The sequence below is a fragment of the Pseudomonas sp. RU47 genome, assembly GCF_004011755.1.
Classification (GTDB): domain Bacteria; phylum Pseudomonadota; class Gammaproteobacteria; order Pseudomonadales; family Pseudomonadaceae; genus Aquipseudomonas.
Genome location: NZ_CP022411.1, coordinates 470029 through 492344, shown reverse-complemented (window position 1 = coordinate 492344; position 22316 = coordinate 470029). Strand labels below are relative to the sequence as shown.

Sequence of the window (22316 nt, the reverse complement as noted above, 5' to 3'; positions counted from 1 at the left end):
ATGCAAACTCGTGACGACATTTTCAACACCCTGCGCGATGCCTTGGTCGAGCTGTTCGAACTGGATCCGGCCCGTGTGAGCCTGGACTCCAACCTGTATCAGGATCTGGAAATCGACAGCATCGATGCGGTCGATCTGATCGATCACATCAAGCGCCAGACCGGCAAGAAAATCGCCGCTGAAGAATTCAAGTCGGTGCGCACCGTTGGCGACGTGGTCGAGGCGGTCTACCGTCTGGTTCAACCGGCCGCATGAGCCGACTGATCGGCCTCGGCCTGCTGCTGGCCGGTCTGCTGTACCCCTTTGCGGTGTATTTCGGCATGGAGCACTTTGCCCCGTGGCAGTTCGGTCTGCTGCTGGGCAGCCTGTGGCTGGCGCGGGCACTGACCGGCGAGCGCAAACCCGGCAGCCTGTGGATGGCCTGTGTAGCGATCGCCTTTTGTCTGCTGCTGGCGCTGTTCGACAGTCCGCTGTTGCTGCGCTGGTATCCGGTGCTGATCAGCGGCTTCATGCTGGTGCTGTTCAGCCTGAGCCTGAAATACGGTCCGCCGATGGTCGAGCGCCTGGCGCGCTTGCGCGAGCCAGAACTACCGGACATCGCGATCCGCTATACGCGCAAGGTCACGGTGGCCTGGAGCGTGTTTTTCTTCTGCAACGGTTTGTGCGCCGCCCTCCTGACCCTGTGGGCGCCGCTGAATTGGTGGATGTTGTACACCGGCCTGATCTCCTATGGGTTGATCGGCCTGATGTTTGCCATTGAATGGCTGATACGACAACGGGTAAGAGGCCGTACATGAACTGGATAAAACTTGAGCAGCTATTGCTCAAGCCTGTGCCGGCGCGGGCCATCAGCCACGCACCGGCCCTCAATCACGCGCAGCTGTGCGAACAGGCGCTGAGCGTTGCTGCCGGTCTGCAAGCGCAAGGCGTGAAGCGCCTGGCTGTGCATCTGGAAGATGCCGCTGAACTGGCCATCGCTTTGCTGGGCGCATGGCGTGCCGGCGTCAGCGTTCTGCTGCCTTCGGATCTGCAGCCACAAACCCGCCAGCGCTGGTCGGCTGAAGTCGATCTGTGGCTGACGGATCAAGCCGACGACGCGCAACTGAGCGAGGTTCAGCAGCAGCCGCTCGCCGGCGCCGAACTGGACCTCGACCAGTGCCGTCTGAGCCTGTGCACGTCCGGTTCCAGCGGCGAGCCCAAGCGCATCGACAAGACCCTGCGCCAACTGGCCAACGAAGTCCAAGCGCTGGAGCAACTGTGGGGCGCGGACCTCGGCGAGGCCTGCATCATCGGCAGCGTCGCCACCCAACATATCTACGGCTTGCTGTTTCGCGTGCTGTGGCCGCTGTGCGCCGCACGCCCGTTTGTGCGCAAGCAACTGGCGTTCCCCGAAGACTTGCAGCGTGCCAGCCGCGAACATCCGGCCTTCGCCTGGATCGCCAGCCCGGCGTTGCTCAAACGCATGGGCGACAACCTCGACTGGCCGGCCCTCAGCGCCGTGCGCCGGGTGTTTTCCTCCGGTGGCGCGTTGCCGCTTGAAGCTGCGCAGAGCCTGCAACAACGCTTGCAGCAATGGCCGACGGAAATCCTCGGTAGCTCGGAAACTGGCGGTATCGCCTGGCGTCAAGGCGAACAACTGTGGCAACCGTTCGCCGATGTCGTACTGAGCCAGGACAGCGAAGGCGCCCTGCTGATCGCTTCACCTTATTTACCTGCCGGGCACGTCGAACACACCGCTGACGCCGCGCGTATCGCTGCCGATGGCCGCTTCGAACTGCTAGGACGGCTGGACCGGATCGTCAAACTCGAAGAAAAACGCATCTCGCTGCCCATGCTCGAACAAGCCTTGGTTGCCCACGAATGGGTCGCCGAAGCACGTTTGGGCGTGGTTCAGGAAAACCGCGCTTCCCTCGGTGCACTACTGGTGCTCAGCGAGGCCGGCCTGTTTGCCTTGCGTGAGCACGGCCGTCGCAGCCTGACTGAAACCCTGCGCCAGCATTTGCGCCAACACTGCGAAGCCCTGGCCCTGCCCCGACGCTGGCGACTGGTGCGGCAATTGCCGTTGAACAGCCAAGGCAAGCTGCCGCAGGCCGATATCGAAGCGTTGCTGATTGCCCCGCGAGCGAAAGCGCCGGAAGTGCTGTCGCAGGTCGAGACCGAGGGCGAATGGAGTCTGCAACTGAGCGTGCCGCCGGATCTGGCTTATTTCAGTGGCCACTTTCCCAAAGCACCAGTATTGCCGGGTGTGGTGCAGGTGGAATGGGCGCTGAACCTTGGGCGGCAGTTGCTGAATCTGACCGGCCCGTTTGCCGGAATGGAAGTGCTGAAGTTCCAGCAACTGGTGCGGCCGGGAGATGAAATTCAGCTGCACCTGCGCTTTGATCCTGAGCGCCGCAAATTGTATTTCGCTTATCGCAATGACACGGCGACCTGTTCCAGTGGGCGGATTCTTCTGGGTGTAGAGCATGATTGACCTTGGTGAGTGCTGCGCACTCAATCGTGAGCAGGCTCACTCCTACAGGGATCGCGGTTTTCCAATGGAGAACTGTTATGCATAACCCTTGCGCGGTGATCCCGGTTTATAACCACGAAACCGCGATCACCACGGTGGTCGACGCTTTGCTCGCGCAAGGCCTGCCGTGCATTCTGGTGGACGACGCCAGCACGACATCTTGCGCCAGAGTGCTCGACGCACTGGCCGAGCGTGACAACGTGCATCTCGTCCGTCTCACCGCCAATCAGGGCAAGGGCGGCGCGGTAATGACCGGTTTGCGCGAAGCTTCGCTGTTGGGTTTCACCCACGCATTGCAGGTCGACGCCGACGGCCAGCACGACTTACAAGACGTCGCCCGTTTCGTCGATGAATCCCGCGCCCATCCCGAGGCGATGATCTGCGGTTATCCGCTGTTCGACGAGAGCGTGCCGAAAGGCCGTTTGTACGCCCGCTACCTGACCCACGTGATGGTCTGGATCAACACGCTGTCGCTGCAGATCCGCGATTCGATGTGCGGGTTTCGCGTCTATCCACTGGCCCCGACGCTGGCGGTGATCGACTCGGCGAAAGTCGGCAAACGCATGGATTTCGACTCGGACATTCTCGTGCGCCTGTCGTGGCGCAATCAGCCGATGCGCTGGCTGCAAACCAGCGTGCATTACCCGCTGGACGGTGTGTCGCACTTCCGCTTGTTCCACGACAACGCGCTGATTTCCAGCATGCATACGCGGCTGTTTCTTGGCATGTTGCTGCGCTTTCCGCTGATCCTCTGGCGACGGTGGCGCGCATGACCGGCGAGACCGACAAGAAGCACTGGGCTGACCGTGAAGAGCGCGGCAGTTTCCTGCTGATGAAATTCACCGCGTTCGCCGCCAAGGTTTTGGGCCGACGCCTGCTCAGTCCATTGCTGTACGGCATCGTTCTGTACTTTTTCCTGTTCGGCCGCACCGCACGGCGCAGTGCCTGGCAATACCAGCAGCGCTTGTCCGCATGGAGTCAGCGCGACGTGTTGCGCCCGACGCATTGGCGGGTGTTCGGTCAGTTCATGGCCTTCGCCGATTCGATGCTCGACAAGCTCGACGTATGGAACGGCAAACTGCGTATCGAACAAATCGAAATCATCGACCCGGCGCTGTTGCGCAACCAGTTGCGCGGCCGTCGCGGGCAACTGCTGGTCGGCGCGCACCTGGGCAATCTCGAAGTCTGCCGCGCACTGGCGGAGATCGGCGAAAAGGTCACCATGAACGTGCTGGTACACACCAAGCACGCCGAGCAATTCAATCGCCTGCTCGGTGAAGCCGGAGCGACCAATCTGCGTCTGATTCAGGTCAGCGAACTCGACCCGGTGATCATGCTGCAACTGCACGAACGGCTGGAGCGCGGCGAGTGGCTGGCGATTGCTGGCGACCGCGTACCGCTGCACGGCGGGCGCAGTGTGACCGTAGACTTCCTCGGCCACCCGGCGCCGTTCCCGCAAGGCCCTTGGTTGCTCGCCGGTCTGCTGAAATGCCCGGTCAATCTGCTGATGTGCCTCAAGCAACCGGACGGCCACTATCGCCTGACCCTCGAGCCCTTCGCCGACGCCGTGGTGTGGAAGCGCAGCGAGCGCGAGCAGGTCATTCATCAGTGGGCCACCCGCTATGCGCAGCGCCTGAGTCACTATTGCCTCGAAGCGCCGCAACAATGGTTCAACTTTTACCCTTTCTGGAAGACCGATGACGACGCCAACCCATGAGCCGGTAACCTTCGGCGAACGCCCATTGCGCATCGAAGACGTGCTGGCCCTGGCCAACCGTCAGGCGCCCGTGCAGTTGCAGAGCGACGCCGACTATCGCGAGCGCATCGCCAAAGGCGCGCGGTTTCTCGATTCGCTGCTGGACAAGGAAGGCGTGATCTACGGCGTGACCACCGGTTACGGTGACTCCTGCGTGGTCGCGGTGCCGTTGCATCACGTCGAAGCGTTGCCGCGTCACCTCTACACCTTCCACGGTTGCGGGTTGGGCAAACTGCTTGATGCGCAAGCCACTCGCGCGGTGCTCGCGGCACGTTTGCAGTCGTTGTGCCACGGCGTTTCCGGAGTACGCGTGGAATTGCTGGAGCGCCTGCACGCGTTTCTCGAATACGACATCCTGCCGCTGATTCCCGAAGAAGGCTCGGTCGGTGCCAGCGGCGATCTGACGCCGCTGTCTTACGTCGCCGCGACCTTGTCCGGCGAACGTGAAGTGATGTTCCGTGGCGAGCGCCGTCAGGCGGCCGATGTGCATCGCGAACTCGGCTGGACGCCGCTGGTGTTGCGCCCGAAAGAAGCGCTGGCGCTGATGAACGGTACCGCGGTGATGACCGGCCTCGCGTGCCTGGCCTTTGCCCGCGCTGATTATCTACTGCAACTGGCCACGCGCATCACCGCGCTCAATGTGGTCGCGCTGCAAGGCAATCCGGAGCACTTCGACGAGCGCCTGTTCGCCGCCAAACCGCATCCTGGGCAAATGCAGGTCGCCGCGTGGCTGCGCAAGGATCTGGCGATCGACGCGCCGACAGCACCGCTGCATCGCCTGCAGGATCGCTATTCGCTGCGTTGCGCCCCGCACGTGCTCGGGGTGTTGGCCGACAGCCTGAACTGGCTGCGTTCGTTCATCGAGACCGAACTGAACAGCGCCAACGACAACCCGATCATCGACGCCGAAGCCGAGCGCGTTTTGCACGGCGGGCACTTCTACGGCGGCCACATCGCGTTCGCCATGGACAGCCTGAAAAACCTCGTGGCCAACGTCGCCGACCTGTTGGACCGCCAGCTCGCGCTGCTGGTCGACGAGCGTTACAACCACGGCCTGCCGAGCAACCTGTCCGGTGCTCCGGCGGATCGCGCAATGATTAACCACGGCTTCAAAGCCGTGCAGATCGGCACCAGCGCCTGGACCGCCGAAGCGCTGAAAAACACCATGCCGGCCAGCGTGTTCTCGCGCTCCACCGAGTGCCACAACCAGGACAAAGTGAGCATGGGCACCATCGCCGCCCGCGATGCGATCCGTGTGCTGGAGCTGACCGAACAGGTCGCCGCCGCCACCCTGCTCGCCGCCAACCAAGGCGTGTGGCTGCGCGCCCAGGCCGAAGACGCCCGAGCGCTGCCGCCGTCGCTGGCGGCGATGCACGAAGAACTCGCCAAAGACTTCCCGCCGGTCATCGAAGACCGCGCTCTGGAAGGCGAACTGCGCCTGTGCCTGCAACGCATCGCCGCGCAACACTGGAGGCTGCATGCGTAGCGCCGGAGTGCTTCACGCCGACACCGAAATCCTCGTGCCGTTCTTCGACATCGACACCATGCACGTCGTCTGGCACGGCCATTACGTCAAATACCTCGAAGTCGCCCGTTGTGCGCTGCTGGACATGATCGGCCACAACTACACGCAGATGGCCGAGTCCGGCTTCGCTTGGCCGATCATCGACCTGCAACTGCGCTACGTGCGTGGCGCGGTGTTTGGTCAGCGCCTGAACGTGCGCGCCAGTCTGGTCGAGTGGGAAAACCGGCTGAAGATCAATTACCTGATCACCGACCTGCACAGCGGCGAACGCCTGACTCGCGCCAGCTCGATGCAGGTCGCCGTCGACGTGAGCAGTCGCGAGATGCAGCTGGCCTCACCGAAGGTCTTTACCGATGCCGTAGAAAGGATGCTGCGATGAATGTTTTGGTTAAAAGCCTGAGCGTATTGGCGCTGCTGACGCTGTCAGCGCTGGCCAACGCCTTCGACCTGCAACAACTCAGCGCACAACTGGCGAAACCGGACGTGATCCACGGCCAGTTCATCCAGGAAAAACACCTGCGCGCCCTGCCGCAGCCGCTGATCAGCAAAGGCAGTTTCGTCCTCGCCAAAAACCACGGCCTGCTCTGGTTGCTGAAAACACCGCTGCAACAGGATTACCGCATCAACGCCAAAGGCATCGCCCGTCGTGACGACAACGGCTGGCAATTGCTGCCGAACAAGAGCGCCGGGGCTGAACAGAACCGTTTGTTCCTCGCCGTGCTGCAAGGCGACAGCAGCGGCCTGCAACGGGATTTCGAACTGGCGCTGAGCGGCGATGCACAACAGTGGAAACTCACCCTGACCCCGCGCTCGCTGCTGCTCAAGCAAGTGTTCAACCAGATCAACATCGACGGCGGCGCGCTGGTGCAGACCATCGAATTGCTGGAAACCCAGGGCGACAGCACCGTGCTGCGCATGCAGGACAGCAACGCCAGTCAACCGTTGAGCGACGCGGAGCAACATGACTTTGCCGAGTGAACGCAGGCTGCCCTGGCTGTTTCTGATCCTGCTGCTGGCGGTCGTCGCGCTGGCCGGTTGGCAATGGCGCGACGGTGCGCCGCTGTCGGCGAACCTGATGGAACTGGTGCCTGGCACTCACCCGGACGCTCTTGAACAGCGCGCCGAGCAGCGCATGCAGGAACCGCTCAACCGCGAGATGCTGGTGCTGGTCGGCCACGCCGATCGCCAGCAAGCGGTGGCCATGGCGCAGACGCTGGGCGAGCAATGGCAGGCCAGTGGTCTGTTCGAAAAAGTGCAATGGAACCTGCAGGCAGACCTGCCAGCGCTGCGCACGCAACTGCTGCAAGGGCGGCTGGCGATGCTCTCGGCAGACGATCGACAACTGCTGATCGAACACCCCGACGTGTTCATTCAGCAACGCGTGCAGGCGTTGTTCGACCCGTTCAACGGTTTCACTCTGGTGCCGAGCCAGGACGACTGGCTCGGCCTGACCGGGCGCATCCAGAACAGCCAGCCGCAGCACGGTTCGGTGCAACTGGACATCGGCAGCGGCGCGCTGATTGCCGATGCCGACGGCAAGAGCTGGGTGCTGCTGCGCGCGCGCACCACCGGCAACGCCTTCGACATGAACTTGCCGCTGCAAGTCGCCGCACTGCTGGGAGCCAGCCGCGAGCAGGCCGCGAAATCCGACGTGCAACTGCTCGCCGCCAGCGGCTTGCTGTACGCGGCCAACGGTCAGCAGCAAGCCACCCGTGAAATGACCTGGGTTGGCGGCGGGGCCACTGTCGGCATTCTGTTGCTGCTGCTGCTCGCGTTTCGCCGCTGGCGGGTGTTGCTGGCGTTCGTGCCGGTGCTGGTCGGCATGTTGTTCGGTGCGGTGGCGTGTGTGGCGCTGTTCGGCCACATGCATGTGATGACGCTGGTGCTCGGCTCCAGCCTGATCGGCGTGGCGGTGGACTATCCGCTGCACTATTTGTCGAAGAGCTGGAGCCTGACGCCGTGGCGCAGCTGGCCGGCGTTGCGTTTAACGCTTTCCGGACTGACCCTGAGCCTGATCACCAGCGCCATTGGTTATCTGGCGCTGGCCTGGACGCCGTTCCCGGCGCTGACGCAAATTGCGGTGTTCTCTGCCGCCGGCCTGCTCGGCGCGTATTTGTCGGCGGTATGCCTGTTGCCGGCGTTGCTGAAAAATGTCGAACTGCGCCCCGCGCAATGGCCGCTGCATTTGGCCGAGCGCATGGTTGCGCTGCGCGAAAAACTTCTCGAACGCGTGCGCACGCCGGTGCTGTTGGCGCTGCTGATCGCCTTCTGTGTGGGCGGTCTGGTGCAGCTGCAAAGCAAGAATGACATCCGCCAATGGGTCGGCGCACCGCAACAGCTGACCGACGAAGCGCAGGCCATCGCGCGCATCACCGGCTATCAGCCGACCAGCCAGTTTTTCCTCGTGCGCGCCGACAATCAGCAGCAATTGCTCGAGCGTCAGGCCGCGCTGAGCGAGCGTCTGGAACAACTGGTCAACCTCGACAAGCTGCAAGGCTATCTGGCCCTCGATCAACTGGTCAGCCCGCCGAATCAGCAAGAGCAAGTGCGCGAAGCGCTGAACAAACTGCCGCAATACTGGCAGCCACTGCTTGACCTCGGCGTACCGCTCGCCGCGCTGCAAAGCGAACTGCAACAGTTGCAGACCGTGCCCGCCGAAGACATCGACGCGGCATTGGCCGGCCCACTCGGCGAGCCATATCGCACACTCTGGCTCGGCCCGACCGAAGACGGCGTAGCGGCAATGACCAGTCTGCAAGGTCTGAACAACCCGGCGCTGCTGCGGGTGCAGGCGCTGGATTTGCCGGGAGTGATGCTGGTCGATCGTCTCGGTGAATTGAACGAGGTTTTCGCCGCGACGCAGATCAGCGCTGCCGAACTGAAACTCGCTTCCTGCGCATTGATCGTGCTGGTGCTGATGCTGCCGTTCGGTCTCGGCGGTGCGCTGCGCATTGTCGCCCTGCCGTTGCTCGCCGCGCTGTGCAGCCTCGCCAGTCTGGGCTGGCTCGGTCAGCCACTGACGCTGTTCAGCCTGTTCGGCCTGCTGCTGGTCACGGCGATCAGCGTTGATTACGCGATTCTCATGCGTGAACAAGTCGGCGGCGCGGCGGTGAGCCTGCTCGGCACCTTGCTGGCGGCTGTGACGACGTGGCTGTCGTTCGGTTTGCTGGCGGTTTCCAGCACGCCGGCGGTGAGCAACTTCGGTCTGTCGGTGAGCCTCGGTCTGGCCTTCAGCTTCATGCTCGCACCGTGGGCCGGACGCCACGAACACACCGCGACAGTCGCGGAGCCGGCAGCATGATGGTCGTCGCCTTCTGGCTCATGGCGCTGGCGTTGTTTGCCGTGGCCACCCGCGTCGGACGCCACTTCGGTCTGATTCCGATTGTCAGTCAGTTGCTGCTGGCGAGCTTCGGCTTGCCGCTGCTGATGTACTTATGGATCGAACCGGGCTGGCAGCTCAGCGGCGCAGAACTGATCACACCAGGCTGGCTGAAAAACCTCTACAGCCTGAGTTTCGCCCTGCTGCTCGGGCATATTCTCAGCGATGTGATCGATCTGAAACTGGATCGGCAGAGTGTGAAAATCGCCGTGCCGAGTTTCGCCGTGCCGTTCGCCTGTGGTCTTGCCGCGGCTTATTGGCTACTGCCGGCGCAACCGTGGCTCAACTCGCTGGCCATCGGCCTGGTGTTCGCGATTACCGCGATCCCGGTGCTGTACCTGTATCTGCGCCACATCGATTACCCGCCCGCCGCCACGCGCCGCCTGGTGCAGACCGCGATCCTCATTGATCTGACCTGCTGGACGCTGTTCGGCCTCGCCCAGGGCAGTCTGCATCTGAGCAGTCTGCTGCTGCCGCTGGGTCTCGCCTGTGTGCCGTTGCTATTGAATCTGTTGCGTGTGCGTCGACCGCTGACCTACAGCCTCGGGTTCTTTGCGCTTTTGGTGATGGCCGAGCATTACAAACTCAACGCGTTGATCTTCGGCATCGGTTATCTGCTGTGTATGGCCGCATTGAAAGTGCCACTGGTGCTACCGTTGCCGGCGCGCTGGATGAGCCGCTTGCAAACGTGGCTGGCGATTCCGCTGATCCTCACGTTCGGCATTGTGCAGATCGACGTGCACAGCGCCCTCGCCAGCCTCGGCGCGGTGCAATGGGCGGCGCTGCTGCTGTTGCCGATTGCCAGTAAACTGCTCGGCAACTGGCTCGGTCTCGGCTGGGCCGGTGCTTCGTTCGAAGGCGCCAGCCGTTGGCGTGAAAGCGTGCTGCTGAACATTCGTGGCCTCAGCGAAATCGTCTTTCTCAATCTGCTCTTGCAACAACAACTCATCACCCCGGCGCTGTACTTCGCGCTGATGCTGATGGGCCTGATCGCGACGCTGCTACCGGCCCTGATCGGTCTGCATCGCGCGCCATTGAATCTGCAACATCCTTTGCCCCGGAGTTCACGTGCCAATCGTTGAAATGGAATCCCGTCAGGTCGTGATCATCGGTGCCGGCCCGTCCGGCGCCATCGCCGCCGCGCTGCTCAAGCGCAAGGGCCACGATGTGCTGGTGCTCGAGCGCCAGCACTTCCCACGCTTTTCCATCGGTGAAAGCCTGCTCAGCCATTGCCTGGATTTCGTCGAAGAGGCTGGCATGCTCGACGCTGTCAACTCCGCCGGTTTCCAGCGCAAGACCGGCGCCGCATTCGCCTGGGGCGAGCGTTACAGCGCCTTCGATTTCGCTGAGACTTTTACCGGCGGCAAACCGACCACGTTTCAGGTGCAACGCGCCGATTTTGACAAACTGCTGGCCGATCAAGCAGCGCTGCAAGGCGCGGAAATCCGCTACGGCGATGCCATCGTCAGCGTCGATTTCGACCGGACAAAACCGTTGCTCGACGTGCGCCGCGAGGACGGCAGCGAGTATCGCGTCGAAGCGGATTTCGTCCTCGATGCCAGCGGCTACGGTCGCGTGTTATCGCGACTGCTGGACCTGGAAGCACCGTCGAATTTCCCGGTGCGTCAGGCGGTGTTCACCCACGTGGAAGATCACATCGACAACCCGGCCTTCGACCGCGAAAAGATCCTCGTCACCACCCATCCTGAGCATCGCGATATCTGGTTCTGGACGATCCCGTTCAGCAACGGACGCTGCTCGGTGGGTGTGGTCGCGGCCGAGGAACATTTCAAGGGTCGCGACAGCGATCTGGATGCCTGCCTGCGCGGCTTCATCGCCGAAACGCCGAGCCTTGCCGGCGTGCTGAACAATGCCGTGTGGGACACCCCGGCGCGCACCCTCGGCGGCTACGCGGCCAATGTGAAAACCCTGCACGGTCCGGGTTTCGCGCTGCTCGGCAACGCGGCGGAATTTCTCGACCCGGTGTTCTCCTCCGGCGTGACCATCGCCATGCGCTCGGCGAGCATGGCCGCTGCCGTTCTGCACCGTCAGTTGCAGGGTGAAACGGTTGACTGGCAAAGCGAGTTCGCCGAGCCGCTCAAGCGCGGCGTTGACACCTTCCGCTGCTACGTCGAGGGCTGGTACGCCGGCACTTTTCAAGACGTGATTTTTTATGAAGACAGTCAGGCGGAAATCCGTCGGATGATCTGCTCCATCCTCGCCGGTTACGCCTGGGATGAGCGCAATCCGTTCGTCAGCGAAGCGCGTCGCCGCTTGAAGATGATTTCCGAACTCTGTGCAAAGGACGCCACATGAATTATCTGAGCGACAGCTACGTCGAGGAAACCCGCTTCGGTTTCTGGTTCCTGCGCAGTCACACCTGGCAGCATCATGTATTGCGCGTTGCGATCAATGATTTGCGCGGATTGTTCAGTGACGCCCTGCCGGAAAATCCGGTGTTGCTGGATGCCGGTTGCGGTCAGGGCAAGTCGTTCGGCCATCTGCGCCAGACCTTTGCGCCACAGCGTTTGATCGGCGTTGATGCTGATCCGCACAGCCTTGAATTGAGCGGCGCAGAAGCGACGCGCCTGGATCTGGACGTGGAACTGATCGGCAGCGATTGCGCGACGCTCAATGTAGCGGACGCCAGCGTTGACCTGCTGTTCTGCCACCAGACTTTTCATCATCTGGTCGAGCAGGAAAAGGCCCTGGCCGAGTTTTATCGGGTGCTGAAACCGGGTGGCTATCTGCTGTTCGCCGAGTCCACCGAGGCATACATTGATACGTGGGTCATTCGCTGGCTGTTCCGCCATCCGATGCAGGTGCAGAAGAGTGCGGCGCAGTATCTGCAGATGATTCGCGGGCAGGGTTTCGAGTTTGCCGAGAAGAATGTCTCGTACCCGTATCTGTGGTGGAGCCGGTCGAAGGATTTTGGCTTGCTGGAGCGGTTCGGCTTACTCAAACCCAAGCCGTTCGGGCAGCGCGAAGAGACGTTGGTGAATGTCGTTGCGCGCAAGCCTCTGGCAGAGGTTTCCTGATGTACACAAATCCTTGTAGGAGTGAGCCTGCTCGCGATAGCGGTGGGTCAGCCAACCTGTATTTTGAATGTCCGACCGCTATCGCGAGCAGGCTCACTCCTACAGTGTCCGCGGTGTGGCGACTTTTTGTGGTCGGCGTGATGCTTCTGTTGAGTGCCTGCGCCAGCCAGGCGCCGTTGCCGGCGAGCGACCCGACGCTGCCCCTGCCGCTGCAACTGCACATCGAACGCCAGCAAGACGAACAACGCCAGGACTGGCTGTTGGTGATCCAGCGCGAAGGTCCCGGCATCCGCTGGTCGATGATGGATCCGCTGGGCATCCCTCAGGCGCGTCAGCAATTGATCGACGGGCACTGGCAAGCCGATGGTCTGCTGCCACCGAATCCGGAAGCGCGGGAATTGTTCGCCGCGCTGTTGTTCGCCCTGACCCCGTCCGGTGAGCTGCTGCGCAATTACCCCGCCGCGCAACAACTAGGTCAGCAACGGTCCCTGCCTGCGCGCTGGGATATTCACTATTCACAACCGTTGAGCTTTCAATTGAATCTGCCCCAAGGCCCGCACTATCGGGTTGCACCGCTGGGTGAACCGACGCCATGACCGCCTATCTGAATGCCCTCGGCGTGATCTGTTCGCTGGGTCGCGACAAACAACAAGTGGCGCACAATTTGTTCGCTGGCGACTGCTCGGGCATGCGCCATGAGTCCGGCTGGGTGCCCGAACGTGTGTTACCCGTCGCTGCCGTGCAAGGCAAACTGGCGCCGATCCCGGCAGAACTCGCCGATCAGCGTAGCCGCAATAATCAGCTGTTGCTGGAAGCGGCACAGCAGATTCGCGATGACATCGATCAAGCGATCCAGACCTATGGCCGCGAGCGCATCGGCGTGGTGCTTGGCACCAGCACCTCGGGCATCGACGAGGCCAGCCGTGGTCTGGCGCATTACATCCGCGAGCAACAGTTTCCGGCGGAGTACGATTACCGTCAGCAGGAACTAGGCGCGCCAGCGAATTTCCTCGCCGACTGGCTGCAACTGAGCGGCCCGGCGTATGTGATCTCCACGGCGTGCACCTCCAGCGCCCGGGCGCTGATGAGCGCCCAGCGCTTGCTCGATCTGGGCCTGTGCGACGCGGTGCTGTGCGGTGGCGTCGACAGCCTGTGCAAACTGACCCTCAACGGTTTCTCGTCACTGGAAGCAATGTCCGACGAACGCTGCAATCCGTTCTCGGCCAACCGCAGCGGTATCAACATCGGCGAAGCGGCGGTGCTGTTCGTAATGAGCAAACAGCAAGGCGAAGGCCCGGCCATTGCCCTGCTCGGCGCCGGTGCCAGTTCCGACGCCCATCATATCTCCGCCCCTGAGCCGACCGGGCGCGGCGCGCTGCAAGCCATGCAGAAAGCCTTGAACCGCGCGCATCTGCAAGCAACGCAGATCAACTACCTGAACCTGCACGGCACCGCCACCCAGCACAACGACGCCATGGAAAGTCTGGCGGTCGCCGCACTGTTCCCCGAAGGCGTGGCCTGCTCGTCGACCAAACCGCTGACCGGCCACACCCTCGGCGCAGCCGGCGCACTGGAAGCGGCGTTTTGCTGGTTGAGCCTGAGCGTCGACAATCCCGACCACGCCTTGCCACCGCACGTCTGGGACGGTCAGGCCGATCCCGCGCTGCCGCCGCTGAAGTGGGTGACCGCGAGCGAGCGCCTGACGTCCATTGCACCCCGCTACCTGATGAGCAACTCGTTTGCCTTCGGCGGCAACAACGTCAGCCTGATTATCGGAGACGCCCCATGACGGCCTGGCCGCTCGCCGAACTGCTGCCCCATGCGGGCGACATGATTCTGATCGACAGCATCCTCAGCTTTGACGAGGAGCAGATTTTCACCCGCCTCACGGTCAAGCCCGAAGGCTTGTTCAGCCTGCCCGACGGCAGCCTGCCGGCGTGGGTCGGCGTCGAACTGATGGCACAGAGCGTCGCCGCGTTTGCCGGTTGCCACGCGCGACTCAAAGGCAATCCGGTGGAGCTGGGGTTCCTGCTCGGCACGCGCAAGTTCGAATGCAACGTCGAAGCGTTTCCCGCCGGTAGCGATCTGACCATTCATGGTCTGCGCTCGCTGGAAGACGACAACGGCATGGGCGTATTCGAATGTCATATCCACGGCGCCGGCATCCATGCCAGCGCGCGGCTGAACGTGTTCCGCCCACCCCAGCCATCCCAATATCTGCAACAGACACAGGAGTCGAACCATGACTGAATCCGTACTGGTCACCGGCTCCAGCCGTGGCATCGGCCGCGCCATTGCCTTGCGTCTGGCGCAGGCCGGGCACGATATCGTCTTGCATTGCCGCAGCGGCGTGACTGAGGCGCAAGGCGTTCAGGCGGAAATCGAAGCCTTGGGGCGCAAGGCGCGCATCCTGCAATTCGACGTTGCCGATCGCGAAACCTGCAAAACCATCCTGGAAGCCGACGTCGAAAGCCACGGTGCCTATTACGGTGTTGTGTTGAATGCCGGCCTGACCCGCGACGGTGCGTTTCCGGCGCTGAGTGACGACGATTGGGACGTGGTGTTGCGCACCAACCTCGACGGTTTCTACAACGTGCTGCACCCGGTGATGATGCCGATGATCCGCCGCCGTGCTGCTGGTCGCATTGTCTGCATCACCTCGGTGTCGGGGCTGATCGGCAACCGTGGACAGGTCAACTACAGCGCCTCCAAGGCCGGGGTGATTGGTGCGGCAAAGGCGTTGGCGATCGAGCTGGGCAAGCGCAAAATCACGGTTAACTGCGTCGCGCCGGGCCTGATCGACACCGCGATGCTCGACGAAAACGTGCCGGTGGAAGAATTGATGAAAATGATCCCCGCGCAACGCATGGGCACCCCGGAAGAGGTCGCCAGTGCGGTGAATTTCCTGATGTCGGCGGAAGCCTCGTACATCACCCGCCAGGTGCTGGCGGTCAACGGAGGCTTGTGCTGATGAAGCGCGTCGTCGTCACCGGCATGGCCGGCATCACCTCGCTGGGCAGCGACTGGGAGACCATCGCTGGCAACTTCGCGGCCAATCGCAGCGGCATTCGCCGGATGGACGAGTGGGATCGTTTCAGCGAACTCAACACGCGCCTGGCCGGGCCGATCGATGACTTCGAAGTACCCGCCCACTGGACGCGCAAACAGCTGCGCAGTATGGGCCGGGTGTCGCGGCTGGCGGTTCGTGCGGCAGAAAACGCCCTGGCTGACGCCGGTTTGCTCGGTGACGAATCGATCAAGGACGGGCGCATGGGCGTCGCGTGCGGCTCGTCCACTGGCAGCACCGACGAGATCAAAGCGTTCGGCAATATGCTGCTCAACTCGGTCGCCGAAGGCCTCAACGCCAACTCCTACGTGCGGATGATGCCGCACACCACCGCCGCCAACATCAGCATCTTCTTTGGCCTGACCGGTCGTTTGATCCCGACGTCCAGCGCCTGCACCAGCGGCAGCCAGGGCATCGGTTACGCCTACGAGGCGATCAAGTTCGGCCGCCTGCCCTTGATGCTCGCCGGCGGCGCCGAAGAGTTGTGCCCGACCGAAGCCATGGTCTTCGACGCGCTCTACGCCACCAGCCTGAAAAACGAGGCGCCACAGACCAGTCCACGCCCGTATGACAAGGGCCGCGATGGCCTGGTGATCGGTGAAGGTGGCGGCATGCTGGTCCTTGAAGAGCTGGAACATGCTCTGGCGCGCGGTGCGCACATCCACGCAGAGATCGTCGGTTTCGGCAGCAACGCCGACGGCCAGCACACCACACGCCCGGAACAAGTGACCATGCGCCGTGCCATGGAACTGGCGCTGGAAGACGCCAGCCTGACGCCGGAGGCCATCGGTTATGTAAATGGCCACGGCACCGCTACAGAACAGGGCGACATTGCCGAAACACTGGCAACCAGCAGTTTGTTTGGCGAACGCATGCCGATCAGTTCGCAGAAGAGCTTTCTTGGCCACACCCTCGGGGCCTGCGGCGCGCTGGAGTCGTGGTTCAGCATCGAGATGATGAACCGCGACCTGTACGTGCACACGTTCAACCTCGACGAGGTCGATCCGCACTGCGGCAAACTCGATTACCTGCGCGGCGAATTCCGCCAGATGCATCACGACTACGTGATGAACAACAATTTCGCTTTTGGTGGCGTCAACACCTCGTTGATTTTCCGCCGCTGGCACTGACCGCAACACCTTTGGAGTGAAGGGAATGACTCAGTTTCACCGCATCGCCGCTCTGTTGGCACTGGCTTTTGTGCTCGGCGGTTGCACCAGCAAACCGGTTTACAACGCCAAGGAAGAGTTCTCGCCCAACCTCGGCTTCACCCAGCAACAGATGAGCCGCGCCATCGTCACTGCGCTGAATGATCGCCAGTGGGTCGTGCAATCGGTACGTCCGGGCATGATCAAAGCGGCGATCACCGTACGCGGTCGTCATCACGCCGAAGTCGATATTCCGTTTACCCCGACTTCGTTTGAAATCGATTACCGCAGCAGCTACGGCCTCGACGCCAAGGACGGAAAGATCCACGGCAACTACAACCGCTGGGTCAATCGCCTGCGCGACAACGTGCTCAAAGAGCTGTCGATCAACCCGGACATCGAAGCCGTCAACAACCTCGGCATCATCAAACAGGGTGCCGACGAGCCGACTTACCTGAGCTTCCGCGAAGGCGTCAAACGCGCCACCGACGCCGGCCTGCTCGACGGCAGCGTGAAGTTCTACCTGGCCGGCGAAACGCTGCCAAAACAGGTGCGCAAACTCGACACCGTGAGCAGCAGCCGTAAAACCAACGGCTCGAACAAGTCCGACGAAGACGCCTGCTTCTGGGCCCTGCAATCGGCCTTGGCCACCTTGCAGAACGCTGCGAAAAAAGCTGACGCCAATGCGGTGATCAACATCGCCAGTGTCGACCAGCGTGATCTGTACAAGGACACTGAGAAATTCCAGTGCCGTGCCGGGCTGGTGGTGTCGAGCGTGGCGCTGCGCGGGGATCTGGCGCACGTGGATTGATGGGATTGTAGAAACGACAAAGGGCGCCATTCGGCGCCCTTTGTCATTCAGCCCGGATCAAGTACTGGCGTGTAACTTCAATCCTAACGCCTTCACCACTTTCAGGATTGTTCCGAACTCGGGGTTTCCTTCACCTGATAGTGCGCGGTAGAGGCTCTCTCGGGACAACCCTGCGTCACGTGCGACCTGAGTCATGCCTCGCGCTCTCGCTATGGTGCCAAGTGCCTTGGCGATAAAAGCCGGGTCATCTCCAGCCTCCTCCATGCAGGCGTCCAGATAGTTAGCCATGTCCTCTTCTGTCTTGAGGTACTCGGCTGAGTCCCAACGAGTGAATTTTTCGGTCATGGGTTTTGCTCCTGCCAGGACTCCGCGATGAGCCTGGCTTGCTTGATGTCTCGGGGTTGGCTGCTCTTGTCTCCGCCGCAAAGGAGGATGACCACTTGCCGACCTTGTTGCATGAAATAGACTCGATATCCGGGGCCATAGTCAATTCTGACTTCGCTGAGCCCTTCACCGATAGCTTTGACATCGCCAAAATTTCCGTCAGCCATACGATCAATTCGCACCTGAATACGCATCCTGGCGCGACTATCAGCCAACTTTAAAAGCCAGCTGGAAAATGTGGAACTTCGAAGAATCTCAGTCATCGCCGAAGTGTAGCCTTTGAGCTACACATACTCCACACTGTTTTCTCTGTAGCAGATGTACGGTGTCTACACTCTTTGAATCAGCGAATGTTCATCGCTACGTCAAGGAGATGACCATGCAAGTGAAAGCCCTGATCGCCGTCGCACTTTTCGCGCTACAGCCCAGCGCCAGCCACGCTACCAACCTCATGTACATGCCCTTCGAAACCGTGCTGTCGGATGCGCTTCGCGCCGGGCGGCTGGATGGCAGTGTGAAGTTCTATCTGCTCGGTAATGGGCCGCAGGGCACGCAGCAGTTGCTGCGCCGAGGGGTGGTCAGTGATTTGAAGACCAACGGCTTCAACAAGAGTGACCACAACTCCTGCGAGTGGGTGTTGCAGTCGAATCTGATCAAGTTGCAGGCCGATGCCAAGCGGGTCGGGGCGAATGCGGTGGTCAATATCGTCAGCTATTACGACCAGCATGTGCGCAAGGATTTGAATACGTACGAGTGCCGGGCGGGGATTTTTGTCACGCGGGTGGCGTTGAGGGGGGATTTGGTGCGGTTGCCCTGAAGTCGGAGATGTTTGGGCCGACGCCTTCGCGAGCAGGCTCGCTCCCACCTTGGAATGCGTTCCCCTGTGGGAGCGAGCCTGCTCGCGATTTGATTGCGCAGCAATCAGGCCTTTGAAGGTTCAACCTTGCGCGTAAGAAGGTCGACAAACGCCTTGGCCATCGGCGATTTCTGATCCTTGCGCTGCACCAGCCACACCGCCGACACCGCCTCCGGATCGAGCAACGGGCGATAGACCACGCCGTCGATGCGCATCCTCTGATAAGACGCCGGCAGTACCGAAACTCCAAGCCCCGCTGCGACCAGACCAATGATGGTCATCGCCTCTCCCGCCTCTTGGGCGAAGTGCGGGCTGAACCCGGCATCGCGCGCCAGACTCAGCAGTTGGGCATACAGCCCGCTGCCGTAGCTGCGCGGAAAGAACACGAACGGCTCCAGCGCCAGCGCCGATAGGAACAAGCCCTCCTCCGACCCCTGCGCCAGTGGATGCTTGGAACCGAGCACGGCGACCAGCGGCTCTCGCATCAACTCCACCACACTCAGCGAATCGGGCAAACCCAGCGGGCGCATGATGCCAACCTCGATCGACTCATCCACCAGGCCCTCGGCGACTTGCGTGCTACTCATCTCGCGAAGGTTGAGGTGCACCGCCGGAAAACGCTGGCGAAAGGAAAAGATCGCCTGCGGAATGGTCGAGTTGAACGGTGCCGACGAAGTGAAGCCAATCTTCAACTCGCCCAATTCACCGAGCTGCGCACGCCTGGCAACATCCGCTGCTTTGTCGACCTGCGCCAGCACCAGCCGCGCCTCCTCCAGAAACAATCGCCCCGCCTCACTCAGCTCGACACGACGATTGGTGCGTTCGAACAGCCGCGCGCCAACCTCTTGCTCCAGCGCCTGAATCTGCTGGCTCAGCGGTGGCTGAGAAATCCCCAGCACTTGTGCGGCGCGGCCAAAATGCAGCTCTTCGGCGACGGCGATGAAGTAGCGCAGATGACGCAATTCCATGGAAACCCCATTAGGTCGTTAAAGCTATCAAACAGGTCGAACAATATATTGGATAGAAACATTAGCCAGCTATATGATTTTTTCATTGCCTGCCTGGCCGTGCCCTCCGAGGTCTGAAGTGAAAACTGCTGTCGCGCCCCTAGCCCATGAAGTCCCGCCTGCTGCGGCGGACGATGTCGTCGCCGAGCTGCAAGAGATCTACATCGAAAAAGGCACGCCGATGTTCATGCGCACGGTGCTGGCGCTGTTCAGCGGCGGCTTCGCGACGTTTGCCCTGCTGTATTGCGTGCAGCCGATGATGCCGCTGCTGTCCCACGAGTACGGGATCAATGCGGCGCAGAGCAGCCTGATCCTCTCGGTGGCGACCGGCATGCTCGCCATCGGCCTGCTGATCACCGGACCGATCTCTGATCGGGTCGGGCGCAAACCGGTGATGGTGACTGCGCTGTTCGCAGCGGCGCTGTGCACCATGGCCAGCGCAATGATGCCGAGCTGGGAAGGTGTGCTGATCATGCGCGCGCTGATCGGGCTGTCGTTGAGTGGGCTGGCAGCGGTGGCAATGACCTATCTGAGCGAAGAAATTCACCCTCAACACATTGGTCTGGCGATGGGTTTGTACATCGGTGGCAACGCGATTGGCGGCATGAGCGGGCGTTTGATCACCGGCGTGCTGATCGACTTCGTAAGTTGGCACACGGCGATGCTGGTGATTGGCGGTCTGGCGATGATCGCCGCCGCGGTGTTCTGGAAGATCCTCCCCGAATCGCGCAACTTCCGCTCACGCTCGCTGCACCCGCGCAGCTTGCTCGACGGCTTCACCATGCACTTTCGCGATGCCGGTCTGCCGTTGCTGTTTCTTGAAGCATTTCTGTTGATGGGCGCGTTCGTCACGCTGTTCAACTACATCGGTTATCGCTTGCTGGCCGCGCCGTACAACCTCGATCAGGTGTTCGTCGGTTTGCTGTCGGTGGTGTATCTGTCGGGGATTTACAGCTCGGCGAAGATCGGTTCGCTGGCGGACAAACTGGGGCGGCGCAAGGTGCTGTGGGCGACCATTGCGCTGATGTTTGCCGGTCTTGCCTTGACCATGTTTACGCCGCTGCTGCTGGTGATTGTCGGCATGTTGATCTTCACCTTTGGCTTCTTTGGCGCGCATTCGGTGGCGAGCAGCTGGATCGGCCGTCGCGCGACCAAGGCCAAGGGACAGGCGTCGTCGTTGTACCTGTTCAGTTATTACGCCGGGTCGAGCATTGCCGGCACGGCGGGCGGGGTGTTCTGGCATCTTGGCGGGTGGAATGGCATCGGCTTGTTTATTGGCGCGCTGTTGCTGATCGCGCTGCTGGTGGCGTTGAAGCTGGCGAAGTTGCCGCCATTGCAGGGTGTAAAGGCCTGACGCGTAACCCATGTAGGAGTGAGCCTGCTCGCGATAGCGGTGTGTCAGCCAACATATTGGGCGACTGACTCACCGCTATCGCGAGCAGGCTCACTCCTACAATTGGTCTGCGTCCGACGTAGGATCGTGCAAATAAAAACGCCCGGCATTTAGCCGGGCGTTTTTTATGGTGTGGCGATCACTCGTGATACTGCGCCGACAGCTCATGCACCGCACGCAAGAACGCACCGGCATGCTCCGGATCAACCTCAGGCGTGATGCCATGGCCAAGGTTGAACACGTGACCGCTGCCCTTGCCATAACTGGCCAGAATGCGCCCGACTTCGGTGCGGATCGCTTCCGGTTTGGCGTACAGCACGGTCGGGTCCATGTTGCCTTGCAGCGCAACCTTGTCGCCAACGCGGGCGCGGGCGTTACCGATGTCGCAGGTCCAGTCCAGGCCCAGTGCGTCGGCGCCAGCCTCGGCGATGCTTTCCAGCCACAGGCCGCCGTTTTTGGTGAAGATGATCACCGGCACTTTGCGGCCGTCGTGCTCGCGGATCAGGCCGCTGACGATTTTCTTCATGTAGGCCAGCGAGAACTCCTGATACGCCGCCGCCGACAGGTTGCCGCCCCAGGTATCGAAGATCTGCACCGCTTGCGCACCGGCCATGATCTGGCCGTTGAGGTACGAGGTCACCGACTGCGCCAGTTTATCCAGCAGCAGGTGCATGGCCTGCGGGTTGTCGTAGAGCATCGCTTTGGTCTTGCGGAAGTCTTTCGACGAGCCGCCTTCGACCATGTAGGTTGCCAGGGTCCACGGGCTGCCAGAGAAACCGATCAACGGCACACGACCGTTCAGCTCGCGACGGATGGTGCTGACCGCGTCCATGACGTAGCCAAGGTCTTTGTGCGGATCCGGGATCGGCAGGGCTTCGATATCGGCCAGCGTGCTGACGACTTTCTTGAAGCGCGGACCTTCACCGGTCTCGAAGTACAGGCCTTGGCCCATGGCATCGGGGATGGTGAGGATGTCGGAAAACAGGATCGCCGCGTCCAGTTGTGGGTAGCGGTCGAGCGGTTGCATCGTGACTTCGCAGGCGAATTCCGGATTCATGCACAGGCTCATGAAATCTCCGGCCTGGGCGCGGCTGGCGCGGTATTCCGGCAGGTAGCGGCCGGCCTGGCGCATCATCCACACCGGGGTGACGTCAACGGGTTGCTTGAGCAGGGCGCGGAGGAAACGGTCGTTCTTCAGGGCAGTCATGTCGGCATCCGGAAAAAAAGTGCGGGCATTTTCTCAGAGCGCGACGCAAAAGGCACGGATGCAGGTCAGCCTTTTGTCTATCGGGTCAATTTATTGCGTTGGAATGCGCTATCAGCAACACCGAGAAACAACTGTGGGAGCGAGCCTGCTCGCGAAGAGGTCGGCACATCCAACATTTAAGTTGGCTGACAGACCGCTTTCGCGAGCAGGCTCGCTCCCACAAGTTTATTGCG

At 61.6% G+C, this 22316-nt stretch carries 24 protein-coding genes; 20 read left to right on the top strand and 4 right to left on the bottom strand.

What is annotated here, in order from left to right; genetic code table 11:
- From CCX46_RS02245 to CCX46_RS02155, 18 genes are all read left to right on the top strand, one after another.
- Positions 1 to 255 (top strand): acyl carrier protein, encoded by a 255-nt coding sequence (locus CCX46_RS02245; RefSeq protein WP_064388843.1) that lies wholly within the window; start codon positions 1 to 3, stop codon positions 253 to 255.
- Complete coding sequence (locus CCX46_RS02240) at positions 252 to 797, top strand: COG4648 family protein (RefSeq protein WP_093430103.1); 546 nt, start codon at positions 252 to 254, stop codon at positions 795 to 797. Before CCX46_RS02245 ends, CCX46_RS02240 begins: the two co-directional genes overlap by 4 nt.
- On the top strand, positions 794 to 2473 hold the full coding sequence (locus CCX46_RS02235) for an acyl-CoA synthetase family protein (RefSeq protein ID WP_127925550.1): 1680 nt from the start codon (positions 794 to 796) through the stop codon (positions 2471 to 2473). Before CCX46_RS02240 ends, CCX46_RS02235 begins: the two co-directional genes overlap by 4 nt.
- A 77-nt stretch (positions 2474 to 2550) precedes the next feature.
- Positions 2551 to 3285 carry a glycosyltransferase family 2 protein gene (locus CCX46_RS02230; RefSeq protein ID WP_127925549.1) on the top strand — a complete coding sequence of 245 codons (735 nt, stop codon included), beginning with the start codon at positions 2551 to 2553 and terminating at the stop codon, positions 3283 to 3285.
- Positions 3282 to 4229, top strand: a complete 948-nt coding sequence (locus CCX46_RS02225) for an LpxL/LpxP family acyltransferase (RefSeq protein WP_127925548.1) — start codon at positions 3282 to 3284, stop codon at positions 4227 to 4229. The genes CCX46_RS02230 and CCX46_RS02225 overlap by 4 nt, the downstream gene beginning before the upstream one ends.
- Positions 4210 to 5754 (top strand): HAL/PAL/TAL family ammonia-lyase, encoded by a 1545-nt coding sequence (locus tag CCX46_RS02220; protein WP_127925547.1) that lies wholly within the window; start codon positions 4210 to 4212, stop codon positions 5752 to 5754. Before CCX46_RS02225 ends, CCX46_RS02220 begins: the two co-directional genes overlap by 20 nt.
- Positions 5747 to 6172, top strand: coding sequence for an acyl-CoA thioesterase (locus CCX46_RS02215; protein ID WP_127925546.1), 426 nt, complete (start codon positions 5747 to 5749; stop codon positions 6170 to 6172). Before CCX46_RS02220 ends, CCX46_RS02215 begins: the two co-directional genes overlap by 8 nt.
- Complete coding sequence (locus tag CCX46_RS02210) at positions 6169 to 6771, top strand: outer membrane lipoprotein carrier protein LolA (RefSeq protein WP_127925545.1); 603 nt, start codon at positions 6169 to 6171, stop codon at positions 6769 to 6771. The genes CCX46_RS02215 and CCX46_RS02210 overlap by 4 nt, the downstream gene beginning before the upstream one ends.
- A complete protein-coding gene (locus CCX46_RS02205) occupies positions 6755 to 9094 on the top strand; it encodes an MMPL family transporter (RefSeq protein WP_127925544.1) in 2340 nt (779 codons plus the stop codon). Before CCX46_RS02210 ends, CCX46_RS02205 begins: the two co-directional genes overlap by 17 nt.
- Positions 9091 to 10254 (top strand): sodium:proton antiporter, encoded by a 1164-nt coding sequence (locus CCX46_RS02200; protein ID WP_127925543.1) that lies wholly within the window; start codon positions 9091 to 9093, stop codon positions 10252 to 10254. Before CCX46_RS02205 ends, CCX46_RS02200 begins: the two co-directional genes overlap by 4 nt.
- Positions 10241 to 11488, top strand: coding sequence for an NAD(P)/FAD-dependent oxidoreductase (locus CCX46_RS02195; RefSeq protein ID WP_127925542.1), 1248 nt, complete (start codon positions 10241 to 10243; stop codon positions 11486 to 11488). The genes CCX46_RS02200 and CCX46_RS02195 overlap by 14 nt, the downstream gene beginning before the upstream one ends.
- Positions 11485 to 12210, top strand: a complete 726-nt coding sequence (locus CCX46_RS02190) for a class I SAM-dependent methyltransferase (RefSeq protein ID WP_127925541.1) — start codon at positions 11485 to 11487, stop codon at positions 12208 to 12210. The genes CCX46_RS02195 and CCX46_RS02190 overlap by 4 nt, the downstream gene beginning before the upstream one ends.
- A 140-nt stretch (positions 12211 to 12350) precedes the next feature.
- Positions 12351 to 12806 (top strand): hypothetical protein, encoded by a 456-nt coding sequence (locus tag CCX46_RS02180; RefSeq protein WP_446730735.1) that lies wholly within the window; start codon positions 12351 to 12353, stop codon positions 12804 to 12806.
- Positions 12803 to 13999, top strand: a complete 1197-nt coding sequence (locus tag CCX46_RS02175; RefSeq protein WP_127925539.1) for a beta-ketoacyl-[acyl-carrier-protein] synthase family protein — start codon at positions 12803 to 12805, stop codon at positions 13997 to 13999. The genes CCX46_RS02180 and CCX46_RS02175 overlap by 4 nt, the downstream gene beginning before the upstream one ends.
- Positions 13996 to 14460 (top strand): hotdog family protein, encoded by a 465-nt coding sequence (locus tag CCX46_RS02170; RefSeq protein ID WP_127925538.1) that lies wholly within the window; start codon positions 13996 to 13998, stop codon positions 14458 to 14460. Before CCX46_RS02175 ends, CCX46_RS02170 begins: the two co-directional genes overlap by 4 nt.
- Positions 14453 to 15181: a 3-oxoacyl-ACP reductase FabG gene (gene fabG / locus CCX46_RS02165; protein ID WP_122599393.1), complete on the top strand. Its 729-nt coding sequence runs from the start codon at positions 14453 to 14455 to the stop codon at positions 15179 to 15181. The genes CCX46_RS02170 and fabG overlap by 8 nt, the downstream gene beginning before the upstream one ends.
- Positions 15181 to 16407 (top strand): beta-ketoacyl-ACP synthase, encoded by a 1227-nt coding sequence (locus CCX46_RS02160; protein ID WP_127925537.1) that lies wholly within the window; start codon positions 15181 to 15183, stop codon positions 16405 to 16407. Before fabG ends, CCX46_RS02160 begins: the two co-directional genes overlap by 1 nt.
- A 25-nt stretch (positions 16408 to 16432) precedes the next feature.
- Entirely contained in the window at positions 16433 to 17236 is an 804-nt protein-coding gene (locus CCX46_RS02155) for a hypothetical protein (RefSeq protein WP_038360091.1), read from the top strand.
- 57 nt (positions 17237 to 17293) lie between these two features.
- Here the strand turns inward: CCX46_RS02155 and CCX46_RS02150 are convergent, their stop codons facing one another.
- Complete coding sequence (locus CCX46_RS02150) at positions 17294 to 17581, bottom strand: addiction module antidote protein (RefSeq protein WP_038360089.1); 288 nt, start codon at positions 17579 to 17581, stop codon at positions 17294 to 17296.
- Entirely contained in the window at positions 17578 to 17883 is a 306-nt protein-coding gene (locus tag CCX46_RS02145) for a type II toxin-antitoxin system RelE/ParE family toxin (protein ID WP_038360087.1), read from the bottom strand. The genes CCX46_RS02150 and CCX46_RS02145 overlap by 4 nt, the downstream gene beginning before the upstream one ends.
- 116 nt (positions 17884 to 17999) lie before the next feature.
- Here CCX46_RS02145 and CCX46_RS02140 point away from each other — a divergent pair, with 116 nt between their 5' ends.
- Entirely contained in the window at positions 18000 to 18437 is a 438-nt protein-coding gene (locus CCX46_RS02140; protein ID WP_127925536.1) for an excinuclease, read from the top strand.
- A 104-nt stretch (positions 18438 to 18541) separates the two neighbouring features.
- Here CCX46_RS02140 and CCX46_RS02135 read toward each other — a convergent pair whose 3' ends face one another.
- Complete coding sequence (locus tag CCX46_RS02135; RefSeq protein ID WP_016983863.1) at positions 18542 to 19444, bottom strand: LysR family transcriptional regulator; 903 nt, start codon at positions 19442 to 19444, stop codon at positions 18542 to 18544.
- Positions 19445 to 19562: 118 nt separating this feature from the next.
- Between CCX46_RS02135 and CCX46_RS02130 the strand changes: the two genes are divergently transcribed.
- Positions 19563 to 20837 (top strand): MFS transporter, encoded by a 1275-nt coding sequence (locus tag CCX46_RS02130; protein ID WP_122599397.1) that lies wholly within the window; start codon positions 19563 to 19565, stop codon positions 20835 to 20837.
- Between the two features lie 178 nt (positions 20838 to 21015).
- On the opposite strand, the gene hemE is transcribed toward CCX46_RS02130, so the two are convergent.
- The gene (hemE, locus tag CCX46_RS02125; RefSeq protein ID WP_127925535.1) at positions 21016 to 22083 is read right to left on the bottom strand and encodes a uroporphyrinogen decarboxylase; all 1068 of its coding nucleotides are present in this window, start codon (positions 22081 to 22083) and stop codon (positions 21016 to 21018) included.
- Between the last annotated feature and the right edge of the window lie 233 nt (positions 22084 to 22316).